The organism is Vibrio sp. UCD-FRSSP16_30, from assembly GCF_001676025.1.
In the GTDB taxonomy this organism is placed as follows: domain Bacteria; phylum Pseudomonadota; class Gammaproteobacteria; order Enterobacterales; family Vibrionaceae; genus Vibrio.
In genome coordinates this window covers 229,875-252,472 of sequence record NZ_LZFW01000001.1, presented here as the reverse complement: position 1 = coordinate 252,472, position 22,598 = coordinate 229,875, and the positions used below count along the sequence as shown (strand labels likewise).

The window sequence follows — 22,598 nt, the reverse complement described above, 5'->3', positions numbered from 1 at the left end:
TACCATTGCTAAAGGAAACTAAGGAATGCCAATGAACAGCACGACGCGATATTACAACCAAAACGCCCAGCAATTTTTCAATTCGACTGTTGAAGTTGAAATGCAGTCTCTGTATCAAAGGTTTCTTCCATTATTGCCAAAGCAGGCTCATATTTTAGATGCCGGTTGCGGCTCTGGACGCGATAGCAAAGCTTTTTTAGAGCAAGGATTTGTAGTTGATGCTTTTGATGCTAGCACCGAATTAGTCACCCTAGCCTCACAACTGACTGGTCTTGCTGTCACACAATCAACCTTCTTAGACTTCACCGCTAAACAAAATCACTATGACGGAATTTGGGCTTGTGCGTCACTACTGCACGTTGCAGAAGATGAACTGCAAACAACCTTTGTTCATTTAAGTCAATTTTTGAAATCATCAGGTCATTTTTATTGCTCGTTTAAACTCGGTGATTTAGAGCGAGAACGAAATGGCCGATTCTTTAGAGACTTAACCCTGTGCAAGCTCCAAGACACCATTGCTGCAACTCAAGTATTAGAAATACAATCCTGGTGGGAAACGGAAGATTTAAGACCGGGTAGAGAACACGAAAAATGGCTAAATGCTATATTAAAGAAGAGTGTTTAAATGCCTTATAACACCTTAACTTTAAAAGAAAATGTTCTCACAACCGGTGGTGATAATCCGCTATTAGAACAACTACTGCACGCCATTAACCATTCCACAGAAATTGATATTGCGGTCTCGTTTATTCAAAGCTCAGGCTTACAATTACTGCTTCCTGCGATAGAAGAAGCCATTGAACGTTCTAAGAATAACGCGACTGATTTGCGCATTAGATTGCTCACTTCAGATTACTTAGGCATTACCGATCCTATTGCACTGCGCTCTTTAATGGCGATCACGTCAAACAACACGCAAGTTAAGATCTTTGAGGCAAAAGAGACTGGCTTTCACATGAAGTCGTTTATATTTGTCAGAACCGATAAAGAGCACACCTTTTATAATGGCAGTGCATTTATCGGCTCAAATAATATAAGCCGTGCGGCCTTAACCAATGCTCATGAATGGTGCCTTCGCTTTGATCATAAAGAACCAAAGCACTCCTTTGAGGCTCAGCAATTTCAGTTAATCAGACATGAATTTCACAAAATCTTTGATCATGACAACTCAACCACTCTTAGTGATGGTTGGATTGATCAATACATTGAAAGAAGGCAGCAGTCTTTACCTTTAAATCTAGTGACTCCAGTTGGCATTGAAGAGGATGAGGTTTACGCGCCTAACTGCGTTCAAATAGAGGCATTAGAGGCGCTTTTGACATCAAGAGCCCAAGGCAATACCCGAGGGCTAGTGGTTTTAGGCACTGGCATGGGCAAAACTTGGCTGTCAGCCTTTGATGCTATGCAGATCAACGCCCGCAGGGTCTTATTTGTCGCTCACAGAGAAGAAATCTTAACTCAGGCCCTAAATACGTATACCAAACTATGGCCCAATCGATCAGCCGGCTATTTTAATCGTACTGAGAAATCAGCAGATAAAGAACTGCTATTTGCATCGGTACAAACACTCGGAAAAGAGCGACATTTACAGCAATTTGCTCGACAACATTTTGATTATATTGTCATTGATGAGTTTCATCATGCCAGCGCAAATACTTATCTCAACATTCTTAATTACTTTGAGCCAACATTCTTATTGGGGCTGACTGCCACGCCAGAGCGTACCGATCAGACCAACATTCTCTCTTTGTGCAATAACAATCTGGTTTTTGAACGTAACCTTGTGCATGGCATCAATGACGGCATACTGGTGCCCTTTCATTACTACGGGATTTGGGACGATACACTCAACTATCAAGCCATTCCGTGGCGCAATGGAAAGTTTGACCCAACCTCACTCGATGCTGAGTTTGCCACCACTAAACGTGCTCATCATATCTTTAAGCATTGGCTTAAACATCAACAAAGCCGAACATTGGCCTTTTGTGTGTCCGTTGCTCACGCAGAGTATATGACGCAACAATTTAACCATTACTTTTCAGCGCAAGGCTTTAAAGCCGTCGCGGTGCATAGCCAATCAAAGATAAGACGTAATGAAGCGTTATCCCTTTTAGATACGGGCGCGATACAGGTCTTATTTTGTGTCGACTTATTTAATGAAGGCACCGACCTGCCGTCAATTGATACTATTTTGATGATCAGACCAACCCAGTCCAATATCATATTCCTACAACAACTTGGGCGAGGACTGAGAACCTCCCCTAATAAGTCTCACGTTGTTGTATTGGATTTTCTTGGTAATCATCGCTCTTTTTTAAAACGCAGTGACCTATTTCAACTGCCAGATTCAGCGTCAAAGAATGCCGTACTTGATCAAGACTCTAGCAGTGAAACGCCAATTAATAACCAGCAAGTTCAAGAAAATCCGGCACAATATTCATCGCCTGTGACACTCGGTAAAGGATGTCATGTCAATATTGCGCCGCAAGTCATCGAATTTTGGCAAGAGCTTAAAAAACGCTTTAAGCATACCGCGATGGATGAATATCAATTACTGGAAGCACACCTCGGCCATAGACCAGCCGCCAGCGAGTTTTTTCATGCTGGATATGAGTTAACTAAAGTCAATAAACAGCATGGCAGTTGGTTCAAATTAGTAGCACATTTTTCCGATGACCCTGCATTAACCGATGTTATTGAAAAATACGATACTTTTTTGTTTAAACACATTCAAATGACGTCCATGACCAAGTGTTTTAAACCCATTTTACTTGAGGCTTTTCTTGAGCTTGATGGTTTTAACCACCCGCCAACTCTTGCTGAGCTTGCGCATAAAAGTTGGCACATATTAAAAACCTATCCGACGTTATTTGCTCACGAACTGTCTGCTAAATATCAGGATATATCACCATCAGAAGCCAGTTGGTTACGCTATTGGAAAATCAATCCGATCAAGGCGCTGACTAATAAAACTAAAAACAGCCCAACATCGGCTTTTTCGATAATAGAGGAGCGTTTCGTTGCCAATATTGAGATTTCAAAACAAGATAGCGCATTGCTGCATCGCTTAGCCAAAGAGCTTTTAGATTATCGACTGGCTAAATACATAAAATCCCATTATTCTGAGCAACCGTAAACGATTAAGATATCTATGCTGCAAATCTCAAATACTGTTGCCCTCGCCGATTGGGAAATTGAAATGACCGCTATTCGCGCGCAAGGTGCGGGTGGACAAAACGTTAATAAAACCTCATCGGCAATTCATTTACGCTTTGATATCAATCGCTCATCGCTACCGGCTGTGTATAAGGAACGTTTACTTGCGTTATCGGACAGTCGCATCACTAGTGATGGGGTAATAGTGATTAAAGCACAAGCGCATCGTACTCAAGACTTGAACAGACAAGATGCGTTAAGCCGTTTACAAGAACTAATAAAAACTGTCACTGTGGTGCAAAAAAGGCGTCGCGCGACTAAGCCAACCAAAGGTTCTCAAAGACGACGTGTAGAAGCGAAAAAAAGGAAGGGGCAAACCAAATCAATGCGAGGCCGAGTTGTTTAGACTCAGCCTAGTTTGTTTTATCTAGCAGTATCTAACTCTAGCGGCGTGGACGAGATGAACGACGCTCTTGAGCTTTTCTTTCTTTAAATGCAGATGCTGCTTTAGCTTGTGAGGCTAAAATAGAATCAACTGTCAATTCCATTGGCTCTTTTGGTTCAATACCATTGGCAAAGGTGCGCATTCTTGGCGGCATCAACTTCTCTTCTTCCGTTGGACGCGGCATGCGCTTAAAGCGCGAAAGATAAAACGCTTCTAATTTTTCTCTTGCCCATTCACTTTTACGTAGGTACTTAACGCTACTAGCAACGGATGGGTTGGTGTTAAAGCAGTTGAAGCGCATTGCAGTATCGAGAATATTCCAGCCATAGTGATCCACTAACTCTTGAACCATATCTTCCAGTTTTAAGCCGTGTAGTGGGTTGTTTTGTAGTTCTTCTCTGTTAATGCTCATTTGCGTTCACTGTCTTTGTTTTAAGGAAATCTATTTGGAGTCGAGTATAGCAACGAGTGCGGCTAAGAGGTAAGAAAAATCGAAGAGCTTGGCTGTTATGTTGCGTTATTTATCTTAGTTTGATTACATTGTTTGAGTACAACGTCTCTGAATGTTCCGATCCAATATGCAACAACCACCCACTAAACTTGATAATTTGATTTATTTCCAATATCAAAGTGCAAAGGCATCCGCCATTTAGCAGCGCTAAGTACCACAAAAATCACACCACTGATTGCGACTAAAAGACCAAATAAAGTGGGCTCTTCCATCCACAGTGCTAGTACTGAGACCACCAGCAATAAAGGTAAAAAATTCAGGGCTTTTATTTTGAAGCAATAAGACTCTTTTAAAGCAATACCGGTAAATGTGACGAACAAAAAACCGATGTACAGCCATTCTCTGCTCGGAAACAAAATAAACAATAACAAGCCTAACCAAGTTGGCCAGGTGATCATCATGCGGGCTTTTTTATCATAGACATGAATGTTTGCCGCGCTCAGTACCGCGGCAATGGCCACAAGATGAAAACTAAAATTCCTTATTATTGGAGAAACATTTATCTCAAATAATGGCAATAGATGTATAACGGATAGCAACAATAAGGCGAGTGAAAACAATGTAATACCAAAACGATACGCCACAACACTCAACTTATCTAATCCATCTAATTGTTCTTTATGCTCTGGGTTCGCCATCCGTTTATTCTGTAGATAGGGATTCTGTACTCAAAAAGATAGACCCCGTTAAGGTATTCACAGTCGCTATAGATACGCTATTGGGATCTGACTCACGTTTAAACTGATATTTGAACTCTTCAACCTGCGCAAACATAGGAAGATCTAAACGTTCAATCAATTCATAACCATCCGTTTTATAAGCATCACTTTTAACCACAATATCATGGGCGACTTTCTGACGACCTTTTCGACTAAATCGCGGCTCTGCTGAGGCATCCGTTGGATAGGACTGACCGTTAAATTGCAATAGACGCATAGAGTTACCACTGCCAACGACAATATTGATCCAGCCATCGCGATTAATATGGGTCATTAAGATGGGAAATTTAACCGCTTTCGTTGTTGCCATTAATTGCTGGGATGAATTAAACAAAAAAGCGCTACAGCCATCAATGTCACAAAAATAAGGGTCTTGCATGAGCACCATCAACTCATCCTCTGTATCACCATTAAGATCCACATAAGCATGAGTGAAAGCTGCGTCACTATCCCCTAGCCCCTCTGGTGACAAGATTTTCTCTAATACTAACTTTTGAATGGATGTTTGTGCATCAGGTACTATTGACACTGAACTCTCTGTCGTCGATTCACAGCCAGAGAGCAACATTAAGGATAAAAAACTGCCTAAGTACTTTGTAACCGTTGAACGGTGATTTTTTACGTGCATATAAAGGTTCCTCCTATAACAAAACTAGGACAAACCTTTACATTATTCAATGAGATAACTTAGATCTATATCGCTTAAACAAACAAAATTTTCAATCACATAACTTTGCTCTGTGCTTGTTTATATCGGCTGCACGTAGTAATAAATCGCCAAGAAATGGCAGGCTGCACCCGCTAATACGAAGCAGTGCCAAATCGCGTGATTAAATGGAATACGTTTCCCAACATAAAAAATGATACCTAATGAATACACCACCCCACCCACAGCTAATAGCACTAAGCCGCCCGGATCTAAAGTCATGGAGAGTTGATAAACCATAACCAATGACAGCCAGCCCATGACCGTATAACTAATAAGAGAAAAGCGTTTAAAACGGTACACAAAAGCAACTTTCATTATGATGCCGAGCAATGCAATAGACCAAATCACAATCATCAGTCCAATCGCAAGTGGCGTTCGCAGGCTAACTAGCAGGAACGGCGTATAACTACCGGCGATAAGTAAGTAAATAGCGCTATGATCAAAGGTTTTTAATAAGCGTTTAGTCTTAGGGTTTGGCACCGCATGATAAAGCGTCGAAGCTAAAAACAGTATAATCATACTACTGCCATAGATAGCCATACTGGTAATCGTCATAGTATCTGCTTGGTTTAACAGCGCTTTTTGCAATAATAAAACCAACGCAACAATACCAAATAGCATCCCCACACCATGGGTTACAGAATTGGCAATCTCTTCATTCTTGCTGTATTCAGGGGCTGTCGACATCAACATTACTTACTTTAGTGAACGTAATATTGAGTATGTCATGTTTTAGCGTACAACTGTACGCTTAAATTAGGTTAATACTAAAATTAGTGGATGGCCTAGATATGCGACTTAAATATGCGCCCCTCTGAATACAATCAGAACCTAAACCTTTGTTTGCATATCAGGTGAATTCAGATGGTTAGTCTATTATTTAGCAAGATTGATTAAATACATGGAATACAACGACATGAAGAAACCTATTGTAATCGCAGCCGTTATTGTCCTTGCTGGATTTTTTATTTGGAATAACAATACCGCACTAGCAAAAGTCTGCTCATCGGTCAGCGCAGTTCAACATCAATTCCCAGTTAAATGCAGCAAAGCAAGAGCATTAAGTGTGTTTGAGTAAAGGCACCCTAGAAGAATGTCACACTAAACTGTAGTGCTGAATTTAAATTGAAAATGCCCCTTTATTGGGGCATTTTTATTGGATCATATTACTGATATTTAAACGACTAGATCAGTGCATGTCTTGCTTTGGCTGATATCCACTCAGAAATCACTACTGTCACCAATATAGAGCAAAAAATAACAGTCACTTGTGGCCATGCCAATATTGCCATCGACTCTTGTAGCTTCAAGCCAATTCCTCCCGCGCCTACTAATCCCAGCACTGTCGATTCACGGATATTGATATCCCAACGAAATAAACTCGTGCCGATGAAGCTTGGTAGCACCTGCGGCATCACACCATAATCAAGCACTTGCAAAGGTGAAGCGCCTGTTGCGCGAATCGCCGATACTTGAGTTTTATTGACCTCTTCAATTGCTTCGTACATGAGCTTAGAAATAAAGCCAATAGAACGAAGCGCAATCGCAATAATGCCCGCAAGTAAACCTGGACCTAATACCGCAACCAGTAACAAAGCCCAGATTAATGAATTTATAGAACGACTTGCTGCAATAATAAACAAAGCCACTGGCCTGACAAATACTACACTTGGCGTAGTGTTATTGGCCGCTAAAAATGCCACAGGAAACGCTAAAACAATGCCTAACAGCGTACCTAATGTTGCAATGTTTAACGTATCCCATAATGGTTGCCATAACTGTTCTAAGTAACTCCAGCGAGGTGGCCACATACGCGAGCCAATATCAGCCATCTGATTAGGCGCATCGGTCACAAAATACCAAATGGTATCTTCATTCATTACTTGCCAAGTAAAGACAACCAATGCAACAAAGGCCAACCACATTGCCCAGTGAGTAAGGGTCTGTTTTTCATCATATTTACGCCAAACAGAAGGCAAAGAATCTAAGTTGTTCATAACACTGTACCTTACTGCACTTTTTTACGAATGATGGTAGAGGTGTACTCACATACCATAACAATAGCGATAATGATCAGAAGAATGGCGGCGGCGGCGCTGTATTCATAGCGATCCATAGCTGTATTCAAGGTTCCGCCAATTCCGCCCGCACCCACAATGCCAATCACCGCAGATTCACGAAAGTTGATGTCTAAACGGTACATAGACAAACCGATAAAACGAGGCATAACTTGCGCTTGTACCGCATAGTTCACTTGCTGAAACCAACTCGCACCAGTTGCCTTAATGGCAGTCAGAGAGGCAGGATTGATACCTTCAATTTCATCAGCAAACAGTTTTGCCAGAAAGCCAATCGTGGCAAAGGTTAATGTGACAAAACCTGCAAACGTACCAAAACCAAACAGCGCCACACATAAAATAGCGATGATGATTTCTTGGAAGCTTCTCGCCACAGCAATAAAGCCGCGACAAAACAGATAAATAGGCTTTGGTGCTAGGTTTTTCGCCGCGCCCAAACCAAAAGGAATGGATAACAATACCCCCGCAACCGTCGAGGTCAGGGTCATGGTTAAACTTTCCACTAACCCTTTAGAAATATTGTCCCAACGACCCGCAAAATCAGGATTAAAGAAAGCGACAATGAAACGCCATCCGCGCTCACTTCCTTCATAAATACGAGTCCAGTTAATTTCGACAGATTGCGTTGCAAGATAAAGATACAAGACCACTGAAACTGTGATTCCCCAACGCAGCCATTGACTGGAAATTAGCGGTGGCTTCTTCCACGTTGTTGCATACTGCTTGCTCATGCCAACGCCTCGGTAAACTGAACAAGCTCTGCTTCAGCGTCAGTTTGGTGTTCACTAGGAAGATTCCAATCTTCTTGACCATAGATACTGGTTAATGCTTGCTCATTAAGTTCGCTTGGCTTGCCATCAAACACCACTTCACCCGCTTTGAGACCGACAATGCGTTGTACGAATTTTTTAGCCAGTTCGACATCATGAATGTTAATAATCGCGGGCAGTTGGCGCTCTTCACAGATTTCACTGATCAACCGCATGATTTGACGCGCAGTGCGAGGATCCAGTGCTGCCGTTGGCTCATCAATTAACAGCAATTTTGGTTTTTGTGCCAGTGCTCGAGCGATACCAACACGTTGTCTCTGACCACCAGAAAGCGCATCCGCTCTTTTATTCGCATGCTCTAGTAATCCTACTCGGTCTAAAAGCGCATAAGCGGCTTGCACATCTTCTGCTGGATAACGACGAGTAAAACTGCGCCAAAAACCCACGTAACCTAAGCGTCCAGATAATACGTTTTCCATCACTGTTAAACGTTCAATCAGTGCATATTCTTGGAAGATCATGCCAATCTCACGGCGAGCTTGGCGTAAATTAAATTTGGATAGTTTTACCAGATCGTTATCAGAAAAGATGACCTGCCCTTTAGTTGGTTCAGTCAGGCGATTAATACAGCGAATCAAAGTCGATTTACCCGCGCCAGACGGACCGATCAAACCAACCACTTCACCAGGTTCAACGGTAAAACTGACATCGGTAAGTGCTTTATCCGACGCTGAATAATGCTTGGTTAAGCCCTTTAGAATGAGAGTAGACATAATTTCCATTTCGAGATGATTAAGATTGAGAAAATTGAACATGAAGTAAGTAGAGCAATAATGAGCCCTACCTACCCCAATACTCTTACCACAACCACTGCCACTAACCGCGATACAGTGGCTTTAAGCCGTATTAACTACAGGTGTAAGAGACGTTATTTGCAGTATCGATAGTGCGAATCACTTCCCAATGCTCTTGATAAGTAATTGGGATAAATTGCGCTTCACCGTTACGACCAAATTCCTGCTCAAGCTTTGTGCCTTTCCAATCGAAACTGAAGAAAGCTTGCTGAATTTTTTCTTGTAATTCAGGTGCAAGGTTATGCGCTGTGCCGTAAGAGGTAGTTGGGAATGTTTGAGACTTATAGATAGACGTAATTTGCTCAGGTTTTACCACATCACGAGAGTACATACGGTTAAGTACAGAGTTGGCAATGGCTGCTGCATCATAATCTTGATGAGCAACACCTAAGATTGAATTGTCATGTGCGCCAGAAAAAGCAGGAGTAAAGTGGGTTTCAGGCTTCAGGCCGTATTCCGCGGCAAGGATAGCCGAAGGTGCTTTAAAGCCAGAATTTGACGTTTGAGAGGTAAAGGCTAGGTTTTTGCCTTTAAGATCTTCAACTGAATTAATGCCTGATTTAGGGTGAGTAATGATCTCCATTTCATAACCAAAAGAGCCATCTTCACCCGCCATCATAGTGAACGGTGCAAAACCGGCACAGTTTACCGCTAGAGGCGTAGAGCCAGTGTTAAAACCTGCAATATGCAAACGGCCTGAGCGCATTGCTTCAATTTGCGCTGCATTATTTTGTACAGGGAAGAAACGAACATTCTTGCCTGTGGTGCTTTCTAGGTGTGCAAGAAACTCACTCCATACATCAGCGTATACCGCAGGGTCTTCTACTGGAGTATAAGCAAAGATAAGTGTTGATGGGTTAGCCCATTCAGCTTGATTCTGAGGAACGTCAGCAACTAGGTTGCCACTACGGTCTTGATAACGTGAGTCCATTGCTGAAACGGCTGCAGAGAACATTAGTGCAGTCGCGACTGCAGTCTTAACTAACTTCATTGTTGTTTCCTAAACGGTGATTAAGTTCGGGAGTTAAGTTAGTCGAGATACATGACAGTTAAGTTTAAAGTTTATGAATAAATTATGTACACCAAAAATATAACAGCACAAACATTAACCCTTTATTAACAAATAGTTACAGATACATTGCACGATTCATAAGCATAAAAGATGAAAATGGTTATTATTAATAACTGCATAGAATAGATTTAATTACTGACTATCGTTAGCATAAGCGTGACGGGTCAATCTGGCTAGTTTGTCGCATCAAATATAGTGGTTATTAAAAATAATAATGAATAAACTTTGCCAATTTATGTTAGGCCAACATCATGATCATAACCAAAGAACCATCGAACAAATATGGCATCTTGATGATTATTGGTTGCAATACGAACGCGAATATATGTATTGGCTGTTCCCTATCGACACTCCCAGTCAGTGCCATCCTGAATTTCCACTCGCCTGCCAAGTAACTCGTGATTACTTCATATCTTGTCGGGCTCTTCGACAAGCACAACTTAAATCTTTAATCATAATGCTGGATTTTTATGAACTGCATTACACTGGTGATGACATCATACCCAAAGTACGGTTTAACCAAGAGAAACACAGCTGGTTAACAAAAAATGATCATAACCATCGCCGTATAACTCGAATAATTCGAAGCCTTGCTCTATTAGGACAAATGGAAGTGAGTGTGCTTTTTCAAGATGCCATGCTTAAAGCAGCCATTGAATATGGTGATATCTGTGACACAACTCTCAATCATTGGCGCAATGCTAATCGTTTTGAATAGTGACAAGCATAAGACTTCGATAATCCCTACCCCTCAATATTAATGTGATTTATTGCCCTGCCAGATAGGCTTATATCTGGCAAACCCCAACATGCCATTTTATGCCAATCGAAGTAATTAACTGATCATTCTAGCTGGTTAAATAGCTCAAATTTTGACAATACCGATGCCATAACAAAGCTCAACCTAGATTCAATATGACTTTATTCAATCTCTATGATTTTTAAGACTTTTTCCTTTCAAAAATAGAGAGTTATTTTGCATATTTACATTTTGAGTAATCATCAAAAAGCAGTTACTTTTTCCCGCTAAAATAAAAAATATTAGGGTAATCACATGTTTAAAAATTTCTTTGCTAGCCTGTCTAAGGTTGGTAAAGCATTAATGCTACCAATAGCATCAATGCCAGCCGCCGGTATCTTATTGGGTATCGGTTCCGCCAACTTTGCTTTTATTCCACCTATCGTGTCACAACTAATGGCCGAAGCCGGGGGCGCTGTATTTAGCAACCTGCCTTTAATCTTTGCCTTAGGCGTTGCCATTTCTTTTACCGATAACGACGGCGTGGGGGCTGTCGCTGCTGGTATTGGTTATTATGTCCTGATCGCTACATTAAAAGTAATGGCAGGCGTACTTGGCGTTGATCACATCGATATGGGGGTACTCGGTGGTATTATTTCTGGTGCTGTGGGCGCATACATGTTCAATCGCTTCTACACCATCAAGATGCCAGCCTATCTTGGCTTCTTTGCCGGTAAACGATTTGTGCCTATTGTGACTTCATTTGCAATGTTGCTATTAGGTATTGCGTTGGCATTCATCTGGCAACCTATTGGCCTAGGCATTGATGCGTTTGGTCATTGGGCTACAGAGCAAAATCCAGCCATGGCTTTCTGGGCTTACGGGACCGCTGAACGCGCCCTCATACCTTTTGGTTTGCATCACGTTATTAATGTCATCATTCAGCTGCAAGCGGGTGACTTTACTAATGCCGCAGGACAAGTATTCCACGGTGAAATCCCGCGCTTCTTTGCCGGCGATCCTAACTCTGGCAATCTTGCAGGCGGTTACCTATTTAAAATGTTCGGTCTTCCGGCAGCTGCCATCGCTATTGGTCGCGCCGCTAAACCTGAAAATCGCGTTAAAGTAATGGGGATTATGATCTCAGCGGCGCTGACATCATTTCTTACCGGGATCACCGAACCTATTGAGTTCGCGTTCTTGTTTATCTCCCCTGCGCTGTATGTACTGCACGCGATTATGGCAGGCCTTGCCTATCCATTATGCATCATCTTAGGGGTCAAACACGGCTATAGCTTTAGCGCGGGTTTAATTGATTACTTAACCTTCTACGGAATATCCACTAAAGGTTGGATGATCATCCCGCTTGGTTTGGGTTACGCTGCCGTTTATTACGCTGTATTTACCGCCTTTATCAAAGGCTTTGATCTTAAAACGCCGGGTAGAGAAGACGCCGAAACAAAATCACAACCTGTTCTTGAAGGTGATGATTTTACTAAAGCATTGGTGGAAGCGTTTGGCGGTAAACAAAATATCGTATCCGCGGATGCCTGTATTACTCGCTTACGAATGCAAGTTAAAGATCAGCAACTGGTTAACGATGCGCAACTCAAAAGCCTAGGCGCTGCGGGAGTGGTTCGCGTTGGTACTGGAGTCCAAGCCATCTTTGGTGGCAATAGTGATGTTTATAAGACGCAGATGCTAAAACACATGAACAACAACTAAGTTTATTGGTTAATTTATACTAATGACATTGTGCAGTGGCTTTCTTTATGAAAGCCACTTTTTTCCCCGCTCACTTTCCCACTATCTACTCTTGTTTGAAGCCACTTCCCTAGAAAAATGCTTACTTTGATCACTATTTCACTTTAAATGTTAATTAATTGCACATCACCTTATTTCTTATCTTTGCCTTAGCGGTATTTATTTGTATCATCCATAAATAGACACCATGGAACTAAGAGCAGGATGCTCATGAAACTGATGCCAAAACATAGACTTAACGTTAACAACAATCCCTTCCAGCCTCGACTTCTGGTTACATTAGCCTGCACGTTAGGTTTCACCTTATCCGCTAATGCCGCAACGCCCGTCGGAATGAAATACACCATTAGCCGCGCAGAAAATGCCAACAACACCAAAAACAATATGGTTCTGCCCTATGTATTCTCTTCTGAAACCATGGGCTTTAACATGGGGGTTGGCGGAGTTGTACAAGGTGTTGGGCAAGAACAACTGGTAATAGGTGCTACCGGTTGGGCAGGTGAAGAAAGTTATGGCGTGTCGGCAGGAATTTGGAACTATCGTCCTTGGTTCGCCCAGCGCGCGTTTATCTCCGTGGCAGGAATGTACGCTTACTTTCCTGAACAAAGAGCTTATACCAATGGCAATGTTTCTTTGCCAAACGACAGCCCAAGATGGGGAAGTTCAGGCTCTAGTCCTGATGACTATATCCAAGGTGATGGGTTTTCAAACTGGTTAGACTTTAAAGTTGAATATGTACTGCCTATGGGGTCGGCTAAAACAGACGCTACCGTACACTACCACCTAAGAAACGGCCTATTGGTTGATGGCCCGCGTAACACGTATTGGAACCCACTTGAAACCGGTTCGACCATCTTGTTACTTCGTCAGTTTAACCGTTATCAATCCTATGAAGACGCCACTGGTCATGAACGCGCAGGCGACATGAGCGCTTTTGAGCTTGGTATTCAATACGACAATACTGACTTTGCCCCCAACCCTTCTATGGGTAGCAGACAATACATTGGCTATTCCTATGAAGGTACCATCATTTCGCCAGATAGCTCATGGGATTTTGTTGAGTTAGATATGAGTAAATATCTCTCTATTGGGGAAAGCTCATGGGCGTCACAGCGCATCTTTGCTTTTAACTTTTGGACAGGTTACTCCCCTTCTTGGACCCTCTCACAAGGCAATGACAGCAGTGTAGCCGAAAATGCACCGCCTTATAACGAGGGCGCAACACTGGGCGGCACGTACCGAATGCGCGGATACAACTCCAATCGCTTTCACGATAAAGCCAGTTTGTACGCCACTACCGAATACCGCTACACCTTACGTTATAACCCAATAAAAGATGTCTCTTGGTTACGCTTTCTTAATATTGACTGGTTTCAGTTAGTCGCTTTTGCAGAAGCTGGACAAGTCGCGCCAAGCTATGATTTGGGGGATTTAACAACAGACATGAAACTTGACGCTGGTGTGGCAGTTCGCGCGCTAGCGGCAGGTTTGGTGGTGCGATTTGATTACGCAGTATCAGATGAAGGCAGCTATATGTGGTTTATGGTGAATCAGCCGTTCTAGGTATTCTAGGTATTCTGTTGGTCAAAACGCAGCCAAGTGACCACCAGCATGGGTAATAAGTACAATAAAGTTGAGATCATATCCAGATAAGTATGGTACTGCTGATGATGCATCAATTGCAGGTAAGCAAATAAAGAACTTACCGCAATCCACTTAGCAAGCCATGGGCTTTTTATCACTATATGAACGACCAGTGCTAAGGCAATGGCGCTGTGGGTACTGTAATCTGCGCCAAAACTAGGCCAGATTGATAGCCATTCATCCATCGCCATTGAGATATACACAATCGCAATGCAAATCACCATTGCCTTCATGCTGGATTGACGGCGGGATGCGGGAGACAGGTATAATAACCACACACTGCATACAATCAGTAATGGTGTGTAAAGGTCGGCAATAAAGGCCCATTGCTCAAACGTCATGATGATTGCGATACCTCATTACAATATGACCTTCATCTGCTGCCCTTATGCTTACCTTAACCTGTACTTAATCGCGCTAATTTAACAGTTCCAATTTTATTATTTTGGTTCTATCGAATGTGACACGGTAACGCGCCGTTCTTTCTTTTACGCCGCTTGGCTCATTTTTTTTCTCGTGTATTTTTATCTCGATTCTACCGCGTCGAGAAATACTGACTTTACGAGATTTATTGGAACTGGCATAAACGTACATATCACGATTTTCACTGGGGAAGCAGCGCATAATTGCCCCAAGATCAATGGTGGTATTGGTTTTGATTTTCTTAAAACCGTTATATTCAAAGTTTTTAAGACTGACTATTTCCTTAAAGAACAATGAGATACTTTCTCTATTGGCAATGGCTACTTTAGAGTTAGGCTGAGAGTTAAACCAGGTTTCTCCTGTGCCTAAATCGGTTTTTTTATCGGGCATATTAAAGGCCGATACCACACGCGGCTTTTTGCGGATGATCTTGTCAAACACCCAAGATTTAATGCGTTCTTTAAATACATCTCTGACCACATACAGCGCGGCAATCGCCATCACAAACAGTAAATCAGTATCTAAACCCATTAAGCGGAACTGAAAAATCACCACACTAAAACCGAGCATGATAAGACCGGTCGCAATCGCCAGTGATAGATAACGCTCTTTTTCCCCTACTCGCTTACTGGTGCTGTGTATGCGTAGTGGAAGTTCCAGCAGTTTCTTTTGTAGATCAGTTTGGTTAAATACTCGAGTTAATTTCTCTTGGTCTTCCGCTTCAATGCTTTTGACTGAATAGATGCTTTCGTACATTTGAGTAATGCGGTATTCGTCCTCAGCCATGGATAATTGTGACAGATAATCTCGGGCAACCGTTGCGCCTTTGATGTTCTGCACATAAGCGGTTTGACGAAGAAGGTATTGCTCAAATTCATAAGAGAGAATGGCATCCACTTTACGAAAACGTTCAAACTTTTGGTCGTCTTCTAAAGAAAATCGGCGAAATGAAGACAAGATATTAGAATGCCCTTTGGCCTTCTCTATGATCTCTTCTACCGCTTGCTCTTCTTTTTGTTGCGTGGTTTTAAAGGAGCGAATTTCGTTGATGAATAGATAAGCGAACAAGCTAATAGAAGTCTTATAGGACTCATAAGGAAGCTGCTCTTTTTCGAGTATCTTGATGTATAGCAACATCAAACTGATACTTTTACCTTTATGGAAGCGTCGTGTTTGGGTAAATGAACTATCGAAGAAATCTCCAGCCGAAAAGGTGTCACCAAGATCAATACTGCTTGGTATTACAAACTCTACCTTAGTTTCCGATTGTGAAGCGGCGGAGAGTGTTTGTTGCAATTCAATACTCTTTTTTGCCGTGATCTTCAGATCTAACATTGATTCAAACCATCCTGGATATTTTTACTAAAATTTTGACTACGTTACACTGTATTGTAACATTGTTTCGAACACAAAGCGCATGCCAAAATGGAAGTTGCTTGTATTTAAAATCGTAATAAAAATATCCATTTACTGGCTACTTGATCCAAAACCACCACACAATCAATCCAATCAATATCAGTCCAATCGCATTAACCATTGTCGGTACCTCGCTGAGATTTAGGAGAGAATAATCGCAATCGATTAGCATTACTGACAACCGTAATCGAGGAAAGAGACATAGCGACTCCCGCAACAATGGGACTTAATAATACCCCCATAAATGGATACAAAATGCCGGCTGCAATTGGAATGCCAAGAGAGTTGTACACAAATGCTCCCCACAAGTTTTGCTTAATGTTTCGTATGGTCGCTTTACTGATTTCAATCACTTGAGAGACACCAAACAGTGAACCGTTCATTAACGTAATATCAGCACTTTCAATCGCCACATCCGTGCCGTGCCCGATAGCAAAACCTACTTGTGACTGCGCCAGCGCCGGAGCATCATTGATCCCATCACCGACCATTGCCACCACATGCCCTTGCTCTTGAAAATGCGTCACCCAGTTTAATTTATCCTCTGGCAATAATTCGGCGTGATATTCATCAACTCCAACCTGTTGCGCCACTGATTGGGCGGTTTGAACATTATCACCCGTTAACATGACCACCTTAATACCCAGTGATCTTAACGCTGCGATGGCCGCAGGAGACTCTGTTTTTATAGGATCGGCAATCGATAGTAAGGTGATGATTTTTTTATCTACCGCCAAATAGATCACGCTGTGAGATTGCTGTAGCCATTGGTTTGCTGTTTCGCTACACCCTTGCACATCAATGCCTTGCTGCTGCATTAACCGTTTATTACCCAGTAACATACTATGGCCTGCAACTGTTGCACTCACGCCAAGGCCATTGAGTGATTGAAAATCAACGGCTTTAAGTTTGGTCGATGAAGAGTGATGAACTTGGCAATATTGCATAATCGCCGAGGCTAAAGGGTGAGTTGAACCACTCTCTAATGCCAATAAATACTCTAAAACTTGGCTATCATGGTGCAGATGCTCAATATTCACAACACTCGGTTTACCCTCGGTAATCGTGCCTGTTTTATCCAGTATCACCACATCAATTGCACTGGCTTTTTGTAGTGCATCACCATTGCGAATTAAACCACCAAACTCAGCCGCTTTGCCAATGCCAATCATGGTCGAAATTGGCGTTGCAAGCCCTAACGCACAAGGGCAAGCAATGATGAGCACCGAGGTTGCCGTGATTAACATATTGATGACCGTCGGCGCAGGCCCAAAGTTGTACCACATTAATGCCGTCACTATGGACAGTATCATCACCGTAGGAACAAATACCCCTGAGACCTTATCGGCTAAACGGCTGATAGCAGGTTTAGAGTTTTGTGCGTTTTGTACCATGTTGATAATGTGTGCTAACTGAGTATCGCGCCCAACTTTTGTCGCTCGGATAACCAAGCTTCTATCGCCATTTATCGTACCTGCCGATACGCTATCGCCTTCTTTTTTAAAGGCAGGTATAGGCTCTCCAGTTAGCATAGATTCATCAATTAAAGACTCACCATCCATGATCTCACCATCTACAGGAACCCTTTCCCCTGCGCGAATTAACAGCCGATCGTCTACCACCACCTGTTCAATGGCTACCGTTAAAGTCTCTTCACCTTGCAGTAATACCGCCGTTTTGGTGCGCAAATCCAGCAGTCGTTTAATGGCTTGTGATGTGCGACCTCGCGCTTTAAGCTCAAGCGCTTGACCAAGATTGATCAGACCAATGATCATTGCCGATGCTTCAAAATACAGATGCAGAGCTGTGTCGGGCAACAACCATGGCGCAATCACAACCACCATCGAATACAACCATGCCGAGCCTGTACCTAGCGCAATCAGAGTGTCCATATTGGCATTGCGATTTTTAAACGCTTTGCTTGCGCCAATAAAATAATGACGACCACTAAACCAAAGCACTGCCAACGTCAGTAAACCAACCACCAGCCACAACAGCTGTTGCAAATGATTACTCACGCTCATCGACCCACCGAGCAGGCCATAAACCATTAACGGAACACCTAACCCCAAGCCAACCACGGTGTGTTTGATTTTGTCGTGATACTCTTGTTGTTCAGCTTGCTGTCGTTGTTGTTCTGCTGCCGTTTCATCAAGGATAATCGATGCGCCGTAACCAGCACTTTGTATGATTTTGATGATATGTTCAGCCGATAACTCGGTATAGAGACTGGCGGTACGATTGGCAAAATTAATATTGACGGTTTTGACACCCAGCTGGGAGCCCAATGCTTTTTCAATATTGGCAACGCAACCGGCGCAGGTGACACCTTTAAGTTGCAAAGAAAGCTGATTCATTTTGCGCTGTCCTGTGTCCATGATTCAATTAAACAACAGATAGAATGGCCGGTCGGCTCACTGTCGGGTAAATCATCCCAGTCATTAAATGTGCGCTTTAACATCGTAACGTGATGCTGCAATCGTTGTATTTGGGCTTCCGTTTCAGTGATTTTATCCGTCATCATCTGTCTCACTTTAGGGCAAGGAGACTGCCCGTCTTCAGCGGACGCCAAAATATCCTCGACTTCTTTGAGACTAAAACCTAATTCTCTTGCTTGATGAATAAACGTGAGCCGCTGCAAAGCACTAAAATCGTATTCTTTATAGCCATTGTCTGGATTTCGCGTGGCCGTAATTAAACCGCGCTTGGTATAATACCGAACCGTATCTGCTGATACATTGGCCGACTTTGCCAGTTTAGAGGTCATCATAATCGCCATTTCCCAATTCGTTTTCAGATGATATAACCTTAGTCTAAAACCTAGGAGTAACACATAGGTCAAGCTCGAATTATGAAAAATACGCGATAACCAAGATCCCGACCAACATCAGTCCAACCCACTTCAATAAAATGCCTAAAGAGCGAGTCCCGCCCACTGGTGGCTTATTGCAACATCCCATCGTTTTTTCCCTTTATTTATTACCTTAATCACAGTGTAAAAGGTGTGTGCATGACCTAGGTCAAAGCATTTAATGGGCGTGTTTACGGTTATTTAACTTGCGTCACTAAATAGCGTTCGAGGCTTGACCCTAAAAGAAATGTTGAGCTATAAACATTGAAGTTATAAAGATGGAAGTTATAAACATTAAAGTTATAAACAAGGCACACCACTTATAGGCACGATGATGAAACAAGCAGCGCACAACACTTTATTTATCATCACCTTGATACTGACTGTCTTTATTTCAGTGGCTCTATCATCTGCGCCTAATCACGATTTATCATCCGATAATGCCAACACCATGACAGCATCAAGTCGTATCCATAAGGCAAACAACCTTGATTGTACGAATGTAGAATCCATCGCAAATTGCCCTCATTATTCATCCCCTTGTACCGACTCATGCTGTGGGCAATTTTGTGGTCACCTCGCCGCGATGCTCAGCAATTCCGATAACAACTCAACTGTCCATTTTTCACACTATCGCATCCATTTTGATGCTGACAATGTCCTCGGCCCTTATAAACAAAATGTCCTCCGCCCTCCCATTAGTTAAGCACTACCCACACACAATTGAAGTTTACTTAACTATTGAGATTCTATTTAGATTGCTAAGTCCTATGCTTAGCAAAGGAGCACATAATGACTACATTGAACAAAACACTGCTTATCGCATCACTGTTTTTTAGCGGATTAAGCTATGTCAACTTAAGCTATGCCAACACCAACATTGAACTGTACAAGTCACCCAGTTGTGGTTGTTGCACGCAATGGGCAAATATCATGCAAGACAAAGGTTATCAGGTGGATGTTCAGCCGCAAAAAGACTGGTCAAATGTTAGGAGCAGCTTTGGCTTAACACCTCAATTGCAATCCTGTCATAGTGCGATTGTTGATGGTTACTTAATTGAAGGACATGTTCCTGAACAGGACATTGCTCGTCTATTAAAAGAGCGTCCACAGGGGATTAAAGGGTTGGCAGTACCTGGCATGCCAATGCACTCTCCCGGTATGGCAAAAGAGGGTCAAAAATACCATGGGTTTGATGTGATTGCTTTTTATGATGACGGTACAACCCAAGTGTACCATTCTTATTCTAATTCCCATCACAACCAATAACTGAACGATTCAAATCAATATGACAAAGGTCATTGTAGAGTGATTATCTACAATGACCTTATTGTTGATTACGATTTATAAAGGCAGTTTACAGTGACTGCTTATAACCAAGCATGTAGTTTAGCTTGCTGGTTTTACGGGTCATTTTGTTGAATTCTTTTTCATCAAATCCTGCATATTGTCCCATCTGCTTTGCGGTTAAACCTGAACCACCTAAGTTGTCGGTATCCAAAGCTAAAATCACATCTGCCGCCTCTTTCACCGCTTGCATGTAACCCTTCTCTGTCGTTAGGTCAAAACGATTCAAATCAAATACAGGCTTTAGCTCTTTTGCCCAGTAAAATTCCAAAAATGGTACCGGTTGCTTAGGCTTATCCCAACTTACATCACGCGAGTAATACATCAAAGCGCGGTAAGGATCGTTAGCAAAATTATGAATACCCATTTGCTGTGGCAGTTGCTCATGGGAGATCTTTTTATTGTTTAAATCATACAGCCAAGCGTTCTTGTCAGACTCTAACGCCGTCCAAAACTGATCCATATTCGCCAAGTCTCGGTAGTCTTTATCCACCACAACATGCACTTTAAAATCACTACCACCGCCAGACATATGCCAGAACGTATTAAAAGTATGGTGACCATCGGTTAGATAAAACTGATTATTTGGCGCAAGCACTATGGTTTTCATGTCTTTGCGTTTCTCACCAATACCTTGCTCACAGGTAAATGATGTCGGATTGGCTGGCAGTGAGTTTTGATCAAAGCTGACTAAGCCTTTTTGACCATTCGCTTCGCAAATTTCATCGAATTGCTTTTCAATATCGTGCTGGTAACGACCTAGTTTGTAATACACTTGATCATAACCTACTGACGGCTGTGTTGGTTTAAGATCAGATAAGGTAACTTGAAATACATCACCTTGTTTTACATTAGAGATATCTTGTGCCAAAACCGAAGATGCGCAGATTACCGTTGAGAGCGCGATAAGACACTTATTCAAACAATTCATTTTAAACCTTTATTATTAAACACTTAGGAAGCATCATTTTGAATATCCATCTTGATGCTTTGCTTGTAGATACAATAAAAACAAAGCATGAAACTGGGATTACAGATAAATGTCATTTGTGAGAATTAGCCAGTTTAGGTAATAAAATGGAAGAAGTGTTATCACCAGCAAGCTTGTGCTAACTTAACTGACTCAACAACTTAGTCAGGGTTAACCGCTTGGCGTTGCTGCTGGTTATCGTTGTGACTGCTTGGCGAAATATCACAAAGTGCGTCAAATTATCGTGGGAATGAATGTGCAAATTTTACTTTTAACGACTCTGGCAATGATGGCCTTTGCTGCCAATTCTTTATTTTCTCGGCTGGCTTTAGTTGATGGCGCGGTTTCAGCGCAAGTATTTACCTTGGTGCGTATCTTGTCTGGGGCAATAACCCTGAGCCTAATATTATTATTGACCAGTGGCGTAAAAGGTTTTCGCAAACAGTGGCGATTAGGGATCTACTCTGGTGTTTGTTTGTTTAGTTACGCACTGCTTTTTTCTGTTGCTTATACCCAACTCACCACCGGCACTGGCGCATTGATTTTATTTGGCGCAGTTCAGTTCTCTTTATTGGGCGCGCATCTATTACAAGGTCAGCGCATTCGCGGCATTGAAATGCTCGGCATTGCGCTATCGTTTATCGGCTTTATCTATTTAGTGAATCCGTCATCGAACCAGTTTGATTTCTGGCCTATCATCTGTATGTTAATTGCGGGGCTAAGTTGGGCTGGCTTCACCTTACTCGGTAAACGCTCAGACGGCGCACTTGGCGCAACAACCAAAGGCTTTATCATCGCCTCTGTTCTTTCTTTAGGCTTATTACCTTGGCTGTTTAATGCCTCAGAGATTAGCTCTCAAGGTATTTTGTATGGGGTTTTATCTGGCGCAATCATGTCTGGCGCAGGCTATGTCTTGTGGTATGCCATTGTGCCTAAAATTAGCCTGATTAATGCTTCTCTTGCCCAACTAACCGTACCGGCAATCGCGCTCTTAATGGGCGCAGTATTTCTTGATGAGTCGTTAACCATGACTACTTTAGTCACTATGTTGTTAATACTTGGCGGGATTGCCCTAACGCTATATAAAAAGCCCAATTCACAAAAAAAGGAATCAATAAATTGATTCCTTT

Annotated in this window: 22 protein-coding genes; 9 read left to right on the top strand and 13 right to left on the bottom strand. The window is 42.3% G+C overall.

What is annotated here, in order from left to right; genetic code table 11:
* The first annotated feature begins 31 nt into the window (after positions 1-31).
* Genes A9260_RS01105 through arfB form a run of 3 tightly spaced genes read left to right on the top strand, consistent with a single transcriptional unit; the run spans position 32 to position 3,562 of the window.
* Entirely contained in the window at positions 32-625 is a 594-nt protein-coding gene (locus A9260_RS01105) for a class I SAM-dependent methyltransferase (RefSeq protein WP_068695341.1), read from the top strand.
* Entirely contained in the window at positions 626-3,136 is a 2,511-nt protein-coding gene (locus tag A9260_RS01100) for a DEAD/DEAH box helicase family protein (RefSeq protein ID WP_068695339.1), read from the top strand.
* Between the two features lie 15 nt (positions 3,137-3,151).
* Positions 3,152-3,562, top strand: a complete 411-nt coding sequence (arfB, locus tag A9260_RS01095; RefSeq protein ID WP_068695337.1) for an alternative ribosome rescue aminoacyl-tRNA hydrolase ArfB — start codon at positions 3,152-3,154, stop codon at positions 3,560-3,562.
* A gap of 37 nt (positions 3,563-3,599) precedes the next feature.
* Here arfB and A9260_RS01090 read toward each other — a convergent pair whose 3' ends face one another.
* From A9260_RS01090 to trhA, 4 genes are all read right to left on the bottom strand, one after another.
* Entirely contained in the window at positions 3,600-4,013 is a 414-nt protein-coding gene (locus tag A9260_RS01090) for a VF530 family DNA-binding protein (protein WP_068695336.1), read from the bottom strand.
* 182 nt (positions 4,014-4,195) lie between these two features.
* Positions 4,196-4,750: a DUF2301 domain-containing membrane protein gene (locus A9260_RS01085; RefSeq protein ID WP_068695335.1), complete on the bottom strand. Its 555-nt coding sequence runs from the start codon at positions 4,748-4,750 to the stop codon at positions 4,196-4,198.
* A 4-nt stretch (positions 4,751-4,754) separates the two neighbouring features.
* On the bottom strand, positions 4,755-5,459 hold the full coding sequence (locus A9260_RS01080) for a hypothetical protein (protein WP_068695334.1): 705 nt from the start codon (positions 5,457-5,459) through the stop codon (positions 4,755-4,757).
* A 120-nt stretch (positions 5,460-5,579) separates the two neighbouring features.
* Positions 5,580-6,227 (bottom strand): PAQR family membrane homeostasis protein TrhA, encoded by a 648-nt coding sequence (gene trhA, locus A9260_RS01075; RefSeq protein WP_373604466.1) that lies wholly within the window; start codon positions 6,225-6,227, stop codon positions 5,580-5,582.
* Between the two features lie 229 nt (positions 6,228-6,456).
* Between trhA and A9260_RS16985 the strand changes: the two genes are divergently transcribed.
* Positions 6,457-6,618 carry a hypothetical protein gene (locus tag A9260_RS16985; protein ID WP_197485303.1) on the top strand — a complete coding sequence of 54 codons (162 nt, stop codon included), beginning with the start codon at positions 6,457-6,459 and terminating at the stop codon, positions 6,616-6,618.
* A 106-nt stretch (positions 6,619-6,724) separates the two neighbouring features.
* Here A9260_RS16985 and phnE (A9260_RS01070) read toward each other — a convergent pair whose 3' ends face one another.
* The 4 genes from phnE (A9260_RS01070) to phnD all read right to left on the bottom strand — a co-directional run bounded on the left by phnE (A9260_RS01070) (position 6,725) and on the right by phnD (position 10,233).
* Positions 6,725-7,537, bottom strand: a complete 813-nt coding sequence (phnE, locus tag A9260_RS01070) for a phosphonate ABC transporter, permease protein PhnE (protein WP_068695332.1) — start codon at positions 7,535-7,537, stop codon at positions 6,725-6,727.
* An 11-nt stretch (positions 7,538-7,548) separates the two neighbouring features.
* A complete protein-coding gene (gene phnE / locus A9260_RS01065) occupies positions 7,549-8,349 on the bottom strand; it encodes a phosphonate ABC transporter, permease protein PhnE (protein ID WP_068695330.1) in 801 nt (266 codons plus the stop codon).
* Positions 8,346-9,161, bottom strand: a complete 816-nt coding sequence (phnC, locus tag A9260_RS01060) for a phosphonate ABC transporter ATP-binding protein (RefSeq protein WP_068695328.1) — start codon at positions 9,159-9,161, stop codon at positions 8,346-8,348. Before phnC ends, phnE (A9260_RS01065) begins: the two co-directional genes overlap by 4 nt.
* A 133-nt stretch (positions 9,162-9,294) precedes the next feature.
* Positions 9,295-10,233, bottom strand: a complete 939-nt coding sequence (gene phnD / locus A9260_RS01055) for a phosphate/phosphite/phosphonate ABC transporter substrate-binding protein (RefSeq protein ID WP_068695326.1) — start codon at positions 10,231-10,233, stop codon at positions 9,295-9,297.
* Positions 10,234-10,528: 295 nt separating this feature from the next.
* Between phnD and A9260_RS01050 the strand changes: the two genes are divergently transcribed.
* From A9260_RS01050 to A9260_RS01040, 3 genes are all read left to right on the top strand, one after another.
* Positions 10,529-11,032, top strand: a complete 504-nt coding sequence (locus A9260_RS01050; protein ID WP_068695325.1) for an opioid growth factor receptor-related protein — start codon at positions 10,529-10,531, stop codon at positions 11,030-11,032.
* 336 nt (positions 11,033-11,368) lie between these two features.
* On the top strand, positions 11,369-12,778 hold the full coding sequence (gene ptsG / locus A9260_RS01045; RefSeq protein ID WP_068695324.1) for a PTS glucose transporter subunit IIBC: 1,410 nt from the start codon (positions 11,369-11,371) through the stop codon (positions 12,776-12,778).
* A gap of 249 nt (positions 12,779-13,027) precedes the next feature.
* Complete coding sequence (locus A9260_RS01040; RefSeq protein ID WP_231892618.1) at positions 13,028-14,380, top strand: BamA/TamA family outer membrane protein; 1,353 nt, start codon at positions 13,028-13,030, stop codon at positions 14,378-14,380.
* Between the two features lie 5 nt (positions 14,381-14,385).
* Here the strand turns inward: A9260_RS01040 and A9260_RS01035 are convergent, their stop codons facing one another.
* The 4 genes from A9260_RS01035 to A9260_RS01020 all read right to left on the bottom strand — a co-directional run bounded on the left by A9260_RS01035 (position 14,386) and on the right by A9260_RS01020 (position 19,070).
* The gene (locus tag A9260_RS01035) at positions 14,386-14,802 is read right to left on the bottom strand and encodes a hypothetical protein (RefSeq protein ID WP_068695323.1); all 417 of its coding nucleotides are present in this window, start codon (positions 14,800-14,802) and stop codon (positions 14,386-14,388) included.
* A 76-nt stretch (positions 14,803-14,878) separates the two neighbouring features.
* The gene (locus A9260_RS01030) at positions 14,879-16,219 is read right to left on the bottom strand and encodes a hypothetical protein (RefSeq protein ID WP_068695320.1); all 1,341 of its coding nucleotides are present in this window, start codon (positions 16,217-16,219) and stop codon (positions 14,879-14,881) included.
* A 194-nt stretch (positions 16,220-16,413) separates the two neighbouring features.
* Complete coding sequence (locus tag A9260_RS01025) at positions 16,414-18,657, bottom strand: heavy metal translocating P-type ATPase (RefSeq protein WP_068695318.1); 2,244 nt, start codon at positions 18,655-18,657, stop codon at positions 16,414-16,416.
* Positions 18,654-19,070 (bottom strand): MerR family DNA-binding protein, encoded by a 417-nt coding sequence (locus tag A9260_RS01020; RefSeq protein WP_068695315.1) that lies wholly within the window; start codon positions 19,068-19,070, stop codon positions 18,654-18,656. The genes A9260_RS01025 and A9260_RS01020 overlap by 4 nt, the downstream gene beginning before the upstream one ends.
* Positions 19,071-19,943: 873 nt before the next feature.
* On the opposite strand from A9260_RS01020, the gene A9260_RS01015 reads away from it, so the two are divergent.
* Positions 19,944-20,420 (top strand): DUF411 domain-containing protein, encoded by a 477-nt coding sequence (locus A9260_RS01015; protein ID WP_068695313.1) that lies wholly within the window; start codon positions 19,944-19,946, stop codon positions 20,418-20,420.
* 88 nt (positions 20,421-20,508) lie between these two features.
* Here the strand turns inward: A9260_RS01015 and A9260_RS01010 are convergent, their stop codons facing one another.
* On the bottom strand, positions 20,509-21,429 hold the full coding sequence (locus tag A9260_RS01010; protein WP_068695309.1) for a ParB/Srx family N-terminal domain-containing protein: 921 nt from the start codon (positions 21,427-21,429) through the stop codon (positions 20,509-20,511).
* Between the two features lie 295 nt (positions 21,430-21,724).
* Between A9260_RS01010 and A9260_RS01005 the strand changes: the two genes are divergently transcribed.
* Positions 21,725-22,591, top strand: a complete 867-nt coding sequence (locus A9260_RS01005) for a DMT family transporter (protein WP_068695484.1) — start codon at positions 21,725-21,727, stop codon at positions 22,589-22,591.
* Positions 22,592-22,598: the final 7 nt, after the last annotated feature.

Excerpts from the sequence above, each read along its gene's own strand:
- A9260_RS01105 (WP_068695341.1), top strand. The coding sequence starts at position 32 with ATGAACAGCACGACGCGATATTACAACCAAAACGCCCAGCAATTTTTC.
- A9260_RS01100 (WP_068695339.1), top strand. The coding sequence starts at position 626 with ATGCCTTATAACACCTTAACTTTAAAAGAAAATGTTCTCACAACCGGT.
- arfB (WP_068695337.1), top strand. The coding sequence starts at position 3,152 with ATGCTGCAAATCTCAAATACTGTTGCCCTCGCCGATTGGGAAATTGAA.
- A9260_RS01090 (WP_068695336.1), bottom strand. The coding sequence starts at position 4,013 with ATGAGCATTAACAGAGAAGAACTACAAAACAACCCACTACACGGCTTA.
- A9260_RS01085 (WP_068695335.1), bottom strand. The coding sequence starts at position 4,750 with ATGGCGAACCCAGAGCATAAAGAACAATTAGATGGATTAGATAAGTTG.
- A9260_RS01080 (WP_068695334.1), bottom strand. The coding sequence starts at position 5,459 with ATGCACGTAAAAAATCACCGTTCAACGGTTACAAAGTACTTAGGCAGT.
- trhA (WP_373604466.1), bottom strand. The coding sequence starts at position 6,227 with ATGTCGACAGCCCCTGAATACAGCAAGAATGAAGAGATTGCCAATTCT.
- A9260_RS16985 (WP_197485303.1), top strand. The coding sequence starts at position 6,457 with ATGAAGAAACCTATTGTAATCGCAGCCGTTATTGTCCTTGCTGGATTT.
- phnE (WP_068695332.1), bottom strand. The coding sequence starts at position 7,537 with ATGAACAACTTAGATTCTTTGCCTTCTGTTTGGCGTAAATATGATGAA.
- phnE (WP_068695330.1), bottom strand. The coding sequence starts at position 8,349 with ATGAGCAAGCAGTATGCAACAACGTGGAAGAAGCCACCGCTAATTTCC.
- phnC (WP_068695328.1), bottom strand. The coding sequence starts at position 9,161 with ATGTCTACTCTCATTCTAAAGGGCTTAACCAAGCATTATTCAGCGTCG.
- phnD (WP_068695326.1), bottom strand. The coding sequence starts at position 10,233 with ATGAAGTTAGTTAAGACTGCAGTCGCGACTGCACTAATGTTCTCTGCA.
- A9260_RS01050 (WP_068695325.1), top strand. The coding sequence starts at position 10,529 with ATGAATAAACTTTGCCAATTTATGTTAGGCCAACATCATGATCATAAC.
- ptsG (WP_068695324.1), top strand. The coding sequence starts at position 11,369 with ATGTTTAAAAATTTCTTTGCTAGCCTGTCTAAGGTTGGTAAAGCATTA.
- A9260_RS01040 (WP_231892618.1), top strand. The coding sequence starts at position 13,028 with ATGAAACTGATGCCAAAACATAGACTTAACGTTAACAACAATCCCTTC.
- A9260_RS01035 (WP_068695323.1), bottom strand. The coding sequence starts at position 14,802 with ATGACGTTTGAGCAATGGGCCTTTATTGCCGACCTTTACACACCATTA.
- A9260_RS01030 (WP_068695320.1), bottom strand. The coding sequence starts at position 16,219 with ATGTTAGATCTGAAGATCACGGCAAAAAAGAGTATTGAATTGCAACAA.
- A9260_RS01025 (WP_068695318.1), bottom strand. The coding sequence starts at position 18,657 with ATGAATCAGCTTTCTTTGCAACTTAAAGGTGTCACCTGCGCCGGTTGC.
- A9260_RS01020 (WP_068695315.1), bottom strand. The coding sequence starts at position 19,070 with ATGATGACCTCTAAACTGGCAAAGTCGGCCAATGTATCAGCAGATACG.
- A9260_RS01015 (WP_068695313.1), top strand. The coding sequence starts at position 19,944 with ATGACTACATTGAACAAAACACTGCTTATCGCATCACTGTTTTTTAGC.
- A9260_RS01010 (WP_068695309.1), bottom strand. The coding sequence starts at position 21,429 with ATGAATTGTTTGAATAAGTGTCTTATCGCGCTCTCAACGGTAATCTGC.